This is a genomic window from Streptomyces sp. NPDC027962 (assembly GCF_055566095.1).
Map to the genome: position 1 here is coordinate 20011 of NZ_JBVHTA010000066.1, position 7371 is coordinate 27381.

Genomic DNA, 7371 nt, shown 5'->3' on the forward strand with positions numbered 1-7371 from the left:
GCGGTCCGGCCTTGAGACGGTGTCCAGCCGCTTGTCGTGCCGACGCCGCCAGTTCCGCTCCGCCATGACCGCGCGGGCGACCGGCCCGCATCCGCGGGGACCTGGTGCGCGAGGGCCGGTGATCCGACGGACCGTCAGCAGTCGCAGCTCGGACAGCCGCAGTCCGGGCAGTCGCAGTCGCGGCAGCAGCCTTCACGCTTCTTGCGGGACCAGGGGCCCTCGTATTCCTTGGCGCAGCACAACCGACATGTGCAGCACAGACCTACGAAGACCGCGCAGCCCGCCCAGAATCCACGGCGGGCGGGCCCCTGAGGCCCCGGCCCGGGCGGCATCCCGCCAGGACCACCCGGACCACCCGGACCGCCCGGCGCGCCGCCGTAGGCGCCACCGCCGTACGGGCTCCCGCTGTACGGGTTCGAGCCGAAGGGGCCCTGGGGGCCGCCCTGGTGCGGGTTTCCGTGCTGGGGCGGCCGCTGACCGCCGTAGCCCTGGTGTGCGCACGTCGGGGTGCCGAAGGCACGGTTCACCGACGTGGCGAGCTCGTGCGCGAGGAGAACACGGAGCAGCTTGCCGTCCACGAAGTGCGCGTCCCGCAGCGCCAGCCGGATGCCGTGCAGCGCGTCGTCGGCGAGCCGGCGGGCCTCGGCGAGCGGGGTGCCGGTGGCGGTGAGCGGGTTCCACGCACCCGACGCGGCGTCAGCTTGCTGGTCCTCAACGGCATCCAGCAGATGCGCGAGCCGTCCGAAGAGCCGGCCGGCCTCGGCGAGCGGCGCGATGTTCTCCGGTCGGCCGGCGAGCACGGCGGTGTGCGCGAAGGCCGCAGCCGTCGCGGTCTCCGTCGGTTCCGTCACCGTCAGGAGCGAGGTCCCCGGCCCGGCCAGCACCTCGATCCCGGTCTGCCGCTCGACGGCGTCGAGCAGCACCGCGGTGTCGAAGCCGAGCGCGGCGCCCGAGCGTGCGCCCGCCCTGTCCCACCCGGCGGCGACCCGGCGGGCGGCGACGGCAACGGGCCTGCGGGCCAACACGCCGTCCCCGTCCGCGACGTGGTCGCGTACCTTCGCGGACGCGAGGACCAGCGAGACTGCCGCGGCCAGCCGCGCTCCCTCGCCGCGTGCCACGGGTGCGGTGCGCATGGCCCGCAGCGGGCAGGGCCCGGCCGTGCGCCGCTGTGCCGGGGTGCGTTCGGCCTGAGCCTCCGTCAGGACCGAGACGATCAGGCCGTCGTAGTTGGTGACGACCCGGGCGAACTGTCCGTGGTCGGCTCGAAGTGCCAGACACAGGCCGCAGAGATGAGCCATCCACTCGGTCTTCAGCCCGTCGGTGAGACGGTGCGAGCACGGCCTGACGATTCCGAACACGACTGCCCCCCCCCGTGCGTCGCTGAGATGTGCGGTGGGCATCGTAGCGAGTGACCGTTCACCCGTACGTCCCCAAGGTCACCCGTCCGGCTCGACCTTTATATTTTGATCCCGCCACGGGCCCTACAGCGGCCGGACCTTGACGAATCGCCATATCTTCTGCACCAGTACCGTCACGAATCCCCTGCGCGGCGACTATCCACTTGGCGCCTGATCCGCATCATGGACGACGATAGGGGATATGCGGAACCACAAGTGACCGCGATGAAAGGAGGCGTCCATGGGATCGGTGCGTAAGGCGAGCGCTTGGCTGGGACTCGTCGAGGACGACGGGCGTTACTACGACGACGAGTACGCCGAGGGTGCCGAGACGGGTGACGCATGGGTCACCGACCCCCGGGTGCGGGTTGCCTCCGAGTCCGCCGAGCAGGAGGGCCGCCGTATCGCCACGGTCTCCCCGGACGGCTTCCGTGACGCCCGCGGGATCGGTGAGCTGTTCCGCGCGGGCGTCCCGGTCATCGTGAACCTCACGTCGATGGAGCCCGGTGACGCCAAGCGGGTCGTGGACTTCGCCGCGGGCCTCGCCTTCGGGCTGCGCGGTTCGATCGAGCGCGTCGCGACACGGGTGTTCCTGCTGACCCCCGCGGACACCCAGATCGTCAGCGGAGACTCGGCAGGCCGCTCGCAGGACGGGTTCTTCAACCAGAGCTGAGCAAGGCGCACGCCGGCCCCGTCCGACCGGGCCGCACCCGGACTACCGAAAGGCGTCCAGGCCGGTGAGCGCCTTGCCCAGCACCAGCTGGTGCATCTCGACGGTGCCCTCGTAGGTGAGCACCGACTCGAGGTTGGTCGCATGCCGCATCACGGGGTATTCGAGCGAGATCCCGTTCGCACCGAGGACGGTGCGCGAGGTGCGGCAGATCTCGATGGCCTCGCGCACGTTGTTGAGCTTTCCGAAGCTGACCTGCTCCGGCCGCAGTTTCCCCGCGTCCATCCGCACGCCCAGGTGGTGGGCGAGCAGGATCCCCTTGTGCAGTTCGACGGCCATGTCCGCGAGCTTCGCCTGCGTGAGCTGGAAGCCGCCGATCGGCCGGCCGAACTGCTCACGCGTCTTGGAATACGACACCGCCGCCTCGAAGCTGGAGCGCGCGGCGCCCATCGAGCCCCACACGATTCCGTACCGCGCGTGGCTGAGGCAGCTCAGCGGACCGCGCAGTCCGGTGACGCCGGGGAGCACCGCGTCGGCGGGCAGCCGTACCTCGTCCATCACGAGTTCGCTGGTGACGCTCGCGCGCAGGGACCACTTGTGCTTGATCTCGGGTGCTGAGAAGCCGGGGCGGTCAGTGGGCACGACGAAGCCGCGGATGCCGTCCTCGGTCTGCGCCCAGACGACGGCGACACCGGACACGGAGCCGTTGGTGATCCACATCTTGCGGCCGGTGAGCACCCAGTCGTCGCCGTCACGCTTGGCGCAGGTACGCATGGCGGCCGGGTCGCTGCCGTGATCGGGCTCGGTCAGACCGAAGCAGCCGATGATCTCGCCGGCCGCCATACCGGGCAGCCAGCGCTGCTTCTGCTCCTCGGAGCCGAAACGGTGGATCGCGTACATGGCGAGTGAGCCCTGTACGGAGACGAGGGAGCGGATGCCCGAGTCGGCGGCCTCGAGCTCGAGGCAGGCCAGTCCGTACTGGACGGCGGTGGCGCCTGCGCAGCCGTAGCCGTCGAGCGACATGCCGAGGGCGCCGATGGAGCCGAGTTCACGGGCGAGATCGCGGATGCCGGGGAGCTCACCGCGCTCGTACCAGTCGGCGATGTGGGGCAGCACACGGTCGGCGGCCCACGTGCGGACGGTGTCGCGGATCGCGAGGTCCTCGGGCTCCAGAAGGTCGTCGATGCCGAGCGGGTCGCCGGGATCGAAGGGCGGAAGCTTCGAGGTTGCGGACATGACGTGACCTCCGACGGCTCTCACTGGGCACCCCTTCGCGGCCGCCAGGCCGTGGAGGGAGGACGCACGGACACGACCCGAAAACTAGCGCTGCTAGTTAGGGCCTCGCCAGACGTTACGGCTCAGTGTGCCGCGCGTCCAGACCCCGCAGCCTCCGTGGCTGCGGGCGCGCCCGGCACGTGCGGCCTGCGGCCGGCCGGAACCCCGGCCACCCGATCCACCGCACCCGGCTCACGGGTCGCCGCACCGTCGGCGTCGCGGTTCGCCGGGGCCGTCGCGTCGGACCGCCTGGGCGGCGGACACTTCTCGACCGTGGCGCACTCCATCCTCCGCGGCAGCCGCACCGCGGCCAGCGCGCCCAGGAGCAGCAACCCGGCGCTGACCAGCAGTGTGATGTGCAGACCGTGCACGAAGGAGTGACGGGCCGTTGCGCGCAGCACCTCACCGGCGTGGCCGCCGAGCCGGTCGGCCACCTGATAGGCCTCGCCGAGCGAGTGCGAGGCTGCCGCGCTCGCGGCGCCCGGGACGCCGGACGCGGAGGCGACCGCGGGCGCGTAGGCCGCGTTCATCACACTGCCGAGCAGGGCGATGCCCATGCCGGCGCCGAGCTGGTAAGAGGTCTCGCCGATCGCGGCGGCCCCGCCCGCCTGGTCGGCGGGGGCCTCGCTCAGCATCGACTCGTACGCGCCGAACAGCGTGGTCTGCAGCCCGAAGCCGAGCAGGACGAACGCGGCCGTCAGCAGCCAGGGACGGTCGTGCTGCCCCATCACGGTCAGCAGCAGCACCGCCCCGGCGGTCAGCACGAATCCCCAGCCGACCATGCGGCGCGGGCCCAGGCGGTTCAGGGTGTACGAGCCGGTGGCGCCGGCCGCCATGGCCGCGAACGTGAGCGGCAGCAGCCGCAGGCCGGTCTCCAGCGGGCTGAGCCCGAGGACCAGCTGGAGGTACTGGACGGCGATCAGCTCGAGACCGACCAGCGCGAGCATGCCGAGGATGATGCAGCCGACGGAAGTGGAGAACGCGGCCCTGGCGAACATCCGCATGTCGATCAGCGGATGTTCGCGGCGCTTCTGCCGTCCCACGAACAGCACGAGCAGGGCGCCGCCGAAGAGCAGCGGCCCCACGGCTGTGACGTCGAGCAGACCGGCGCCCGCGCCGAGCCGTTTCACGCCGAGGACCACGCCCAGCACGCCCGCCGCGGCCATGAGTGCGCCGAGCACGTCCCAGGGACCGTCCGCGCCCCCCTTGGACTCGGGCAGCAGCCAGCGCCCGGCCAGAAGAATCAGCGCCATCAGCGGAATGTTGATGAGGAAGACGGAGCCCCACCAGAAGTTCTCGACGAGGAAGCCGCCGAGAACGGGTCCGGTGGCGGCACCGACGGCGGCGGTGGCGGTCCATATACCGATCGCCGTGGCCCGCTCACGCCGGTCGGGGAAGACGGCCCGCAGGATCGACAGCGTCGCCGGCATGATCATCGCGCCGCCGACGCCGAGCAGGGCGCGGGCGCCGATCAGCACTTCGGGGCTGGGCGCGAAGGCGGCGACGGCGGACGCCAGGCCGAAGATGCCGTAGCCGATCAGCAGCACACGGCGTCTGCCGACCCGGTCGCCGAGTGTGCCGAACAGGATCAGCAGCGCGGCGCAGACAAGGGGGTAGACGTCCACGATCCACAGCAGCCCGACCCCGCTGGGCCGCAGGTCCTCCGTGACGGCGGGGACGGCGACGTGCAGGACCGTCGCGTCGAGGGCGACGAGCACCAGGCTGACGCAGAGGACGAAAAGGACGACCCAGCGGTTGGCGCCGCCGCCGACGGAGCGCAGGCGTGCGCCGGCCGTGGGCGTCACGGACATGTACGTACCTCCCAGTGAGTCCCTCGCGCTCGGCGGGCCGACCGGGACGGTGGTTCGGGGACGTCCCTGCAGGCAGCCCGGCATCGACGGGCGAGTGAGCCGCCAGCGTACGCGAGTTCGTGCGCGGTGCGCGTGGTCGAGGTCTCACCACCTCGGGCGACCTGGTGTGGCGTGCGCCACTCGCCGGAGGGGCCGGAATTGATCTTGATGGACCCCTGAACGCCATGGAAATTCCACACGGGCACCCGGTGAACCATTCGCGTATGACACAAATAAACGCTCCGGGAAGACCGTCCGATAAATAGGGAACAGGCTCACCCGCTTTTCCTGACGGGCCGTGAATGAAACTGGACCTGAGACAAACTCCACATCACATAGGCATCACGAAGAGAGTGGATCGACCTGACCACACACTCACTCGCTGTAACGTCGATTGGGTGCGTACCGACTTCTTTGCCCGGCTGGACCGGGAGCCGGAACCGCCGAAGATAGAGATCCCGCGGATGAGCCGCACGCGTCTCGCCCTCTTCGGCGGGACGTCGGCGTTCTATCTGGCCATCGTCGTCGCCGTTCTGGCATCGACGTCGCTCGTGGCCCTCGACTGGAAGCTCATGCTCTTCCGGCCCTACGAGCAATGGCCCGAACAGCACGCCTTTCTCGACTACTTCGTGGTGCTCGGCCAGCGCGGTCCGACGGCCGTCATGGTCGCGGCGTGGCTGGGCTGGCGCTCCTGGCGCCAGCACACCCTTCGCCCGCTGCTCGCGCTCGGCGCGGCCCTGCTGCTGCTGAACGTCTCCGTGGGCGCGGTCAAGATCGGTCTGGGTCGGCTCGGCCCCCACTACGCGACGCAGATCGGCTCCGCCGAGCTCTTCGCCGGCGGCGATATATTTCCTTCCGGACACACCGCCAACGCGGTCGTGACCTGGGGAATCCTGGCCTATCTGGCCACCACCCCGAGGGCCCGGCGCTATCTGTCGGCGCTGTCGGCCGTCGTCTCCCTCGGAGTGGGCCTGACCACCGTGTACCTCGGTACGCACTGGCTCAGCGACGTGCTGCTCGGCTGGGCGGCCGGGCTGCTGATCCTGCTGGCCCTGCCCTGGTGCGAGCCGCTGATCGGGCGCGCGGAGGCCTGGATCCTCGCGCTGCGCGAGCAGTGGCGCAGGCGCCGGGCGATGGCCCCGTCGCTGCCCGTCGCGTCGGGCGGTCCGCGGCCCGCGATGTACCCGCAGCGCGGCACGGAGACCGCACAGCCCGACGAGCAGGCTCGCGAGCCGGTCGCCACCGCCGGCCCCACGAGCCGGCCGGCCTCCACCGCCGGCTCGGCGACCGGGCCGGCTGCGGGCACCCGGACGACCACACACGACCGGTCCCGGCCGCACGCACGCTCCGAACGGACGCCGGTGACTCCGACGGGCAGCAGACGGCCGCCGCATTCGCGGCCGCTGACCGGCGGCTGACGGGCGGCTCACCGTCCGCTGATCACGGAAGGCCCCGGTGCTCGACTTCTCGTCGAGCACCGGGGCCTTCCGTTCGTCGCCTGCGCGCAGCCGGGCTCAGCCCTTCCAGCAGCGGATGACCGAGCCGTCCTTCACCTCGAAGTTCAGCCGGCCCGCCACGTACTCCATGGTGATGATCGACCCGGGCGGCAGCGCTCTGACAGTCGTCCAGCCCCGCTGACGCGCCTGCTGCTCGGCGTCCTGTGCATCGAGTCCGACGTATGCGTCAGGGGCGTCGTCGGGCTGTACGGGAGGGGTCGGTATGGGTGCCATCCCCCCACCGTAGGCGGCAGCGGACGGTGACGGAAGCAGCCCGCGCGGCGTCCCCAGCAGCCCCGTATACCCCAGGGGTCACGCTTCTGTCACAGGATCTCGACACTGTCCGGTCCGAACTCGTTCACTCGAACGGGCTCTTTGAGGTGCTCGTACGGTAAATGGGCCGGCCCGGCCGATAGCGAACAGTTCCCACCAATTTCCGCTGTGAATTGGACGGGCACCGCGGGACGGCGTGGAATTCACCGGCCGTCGACAATTCACCGCTTCCTTACAGAATCCCCTCGAGACGGGGCCGTCCGCTTCCGCGTGCCTTGGTGCTGGGGAAAGCGGGTCCCCACCGGGCTGCCGTGGCAGGGCGATTTCAAAGTCGGGGTGATCTTGTAGGCGTGCAGGTCACGGCGGTGTGACGATGTTCTGTGGGCGCGCGACGTACGCAACGAAGCTCC

The 7371-nt window shown here is 70.8% G+C and carries 6 protein-coding genes; 2 read left to right on the forward strand and 4 right to left on the reverse strand.

The genetic code is table 11. The features are described from left to right. Window positions 1-134: 134 nt before the first annotated feature. Window positions 135-1358, reverse strand: coding sequence for a DUF5685 family protein (locus ACZ4SA_RS35310; protein WP_468282373.1), 1224 nt, complete (start codon window positions 1356-1358; stop codon window positions 135-137). A 280-nt stretch (window positions 1359-1638) separates the two neighbouring features. Here ACZ4SA_RS35310 and ACZ4SA_RS35315 point away from each other — a divergent pair, with 280 nt between their 5' ends. Continuing rightward, window positions 1639-2070 (forward strand): cell division protein SepF, encoded by a 432-nt coding sequence (locus ACZ4SA_RS35315; protein WP_468282376.1) that lies wholly within the window; start codon window positions 1639-1641, stop codon window positions 2068-2070. A 42-nt stretch (window positions 2071-2112) separates the two neighbouring features. On the opposite strand, the gene ACZ4SA_RS35320 is transcribed toward ACZ4SA_RS35315, so the two are convergent. Together ACZ4SA_RS35320 and ACZ4SA_RS35325 are read right to left on the reverse strand one after the other, a co-directional pair. Then, the gene (locus ACZ4SA_RS35320; protein WP_468282380.1) at window positions 2113-3303 is read right to left on the reverse strand and encodes an acyl-CoA dehydrogenase family protein; all 1191 of its coding nucleotides are present in this window, start codon (window positions 3301-3303) and stop codon (window positions 2113-2115) included. A 122-nt stretch (window positions 3304-3425) separates the two neighbouring features. Then, window positions 3426-5153, reverse strand: coding sequence for an MFS transporter (locus ACZ4SA_RS35325; protein ID WP_468282383.1), 1728 nt, complete (start codon window positions 5151-5153; stop codon window positions 3426-3428). 437 nt (window positions 5154-5590) lie between these two features. Here ACZ4SA_RS35325 and ACZ4SA_RS35330 point away from each other — a divergent pair, with 437 nt between their 5' ends. Further along, the gene (locus ACZ4SA_RS35330; RefSeq protein WP_468282386.1) at window positions 5591-6610 is read left to right on the forward strand and encodes a phosphatase PAP2 family protein; all 1020 of its coding nucleotides are present in this window, start codon (window positions 5591-5593) and stop codon (window positions 6608-6610) included. A 96-nt stretch (window positions 6611-6706) separates the two neighbouring features. Here the strand turns inward: ACZ4SA_RS35330 and ACZ4SA_RS35335 are convergent, their stop codons facing one another. Continuing rightward, window positions 6707-6922 carry an I78 family peptidase inhibitor gene (locus ACZ4SA_RS35335; protein WP_468282389.1) on the reverse strand — a complete coding sequence of 72 codons (216 nt, stop codon included), beginning with the start codon at window positions 6920-6922 and terminating at the stop codon, window positions 6707-6709. Between the last annotated feature and the right edge of the window lie 449 nt (window positions 6923-7371).

Excerpts from the sequence above, each read along its gene's own strand:
- ACZ4SA_RS35315 (WP_468282376.1), top strand. The coding sequence starts at position 1,639 with ATGGGATCGGTGCGTAAGGCGAGCGCTTGGCTGGGACTCGTCGAGGAC.
- ACZ4SA_RS35320 (WP_468282380.1), bottom strand. The coding sequence starts at position 3,303 with ATGTCCGCAACCTCGAAGCTTCCGCCCTTCGATCCCGGCGACCCGCTC.
- ACZ4SA_RS35325 (WP_468282383.1), bottom strand. The coding sequence starts at position 5,153 with ATGTCCGTGACGCCCACGGCCGGCGCACGCCTGCGCTCCGTCGGCGGC.
- ACZ4SA_RS35335 (WP_468282389.1), bottom strand. The coding sequence starts at position 6,922 with ATGGCACCCATACCGACCCCTCCCGTACAGCCCGACGACGCCCCTGAC.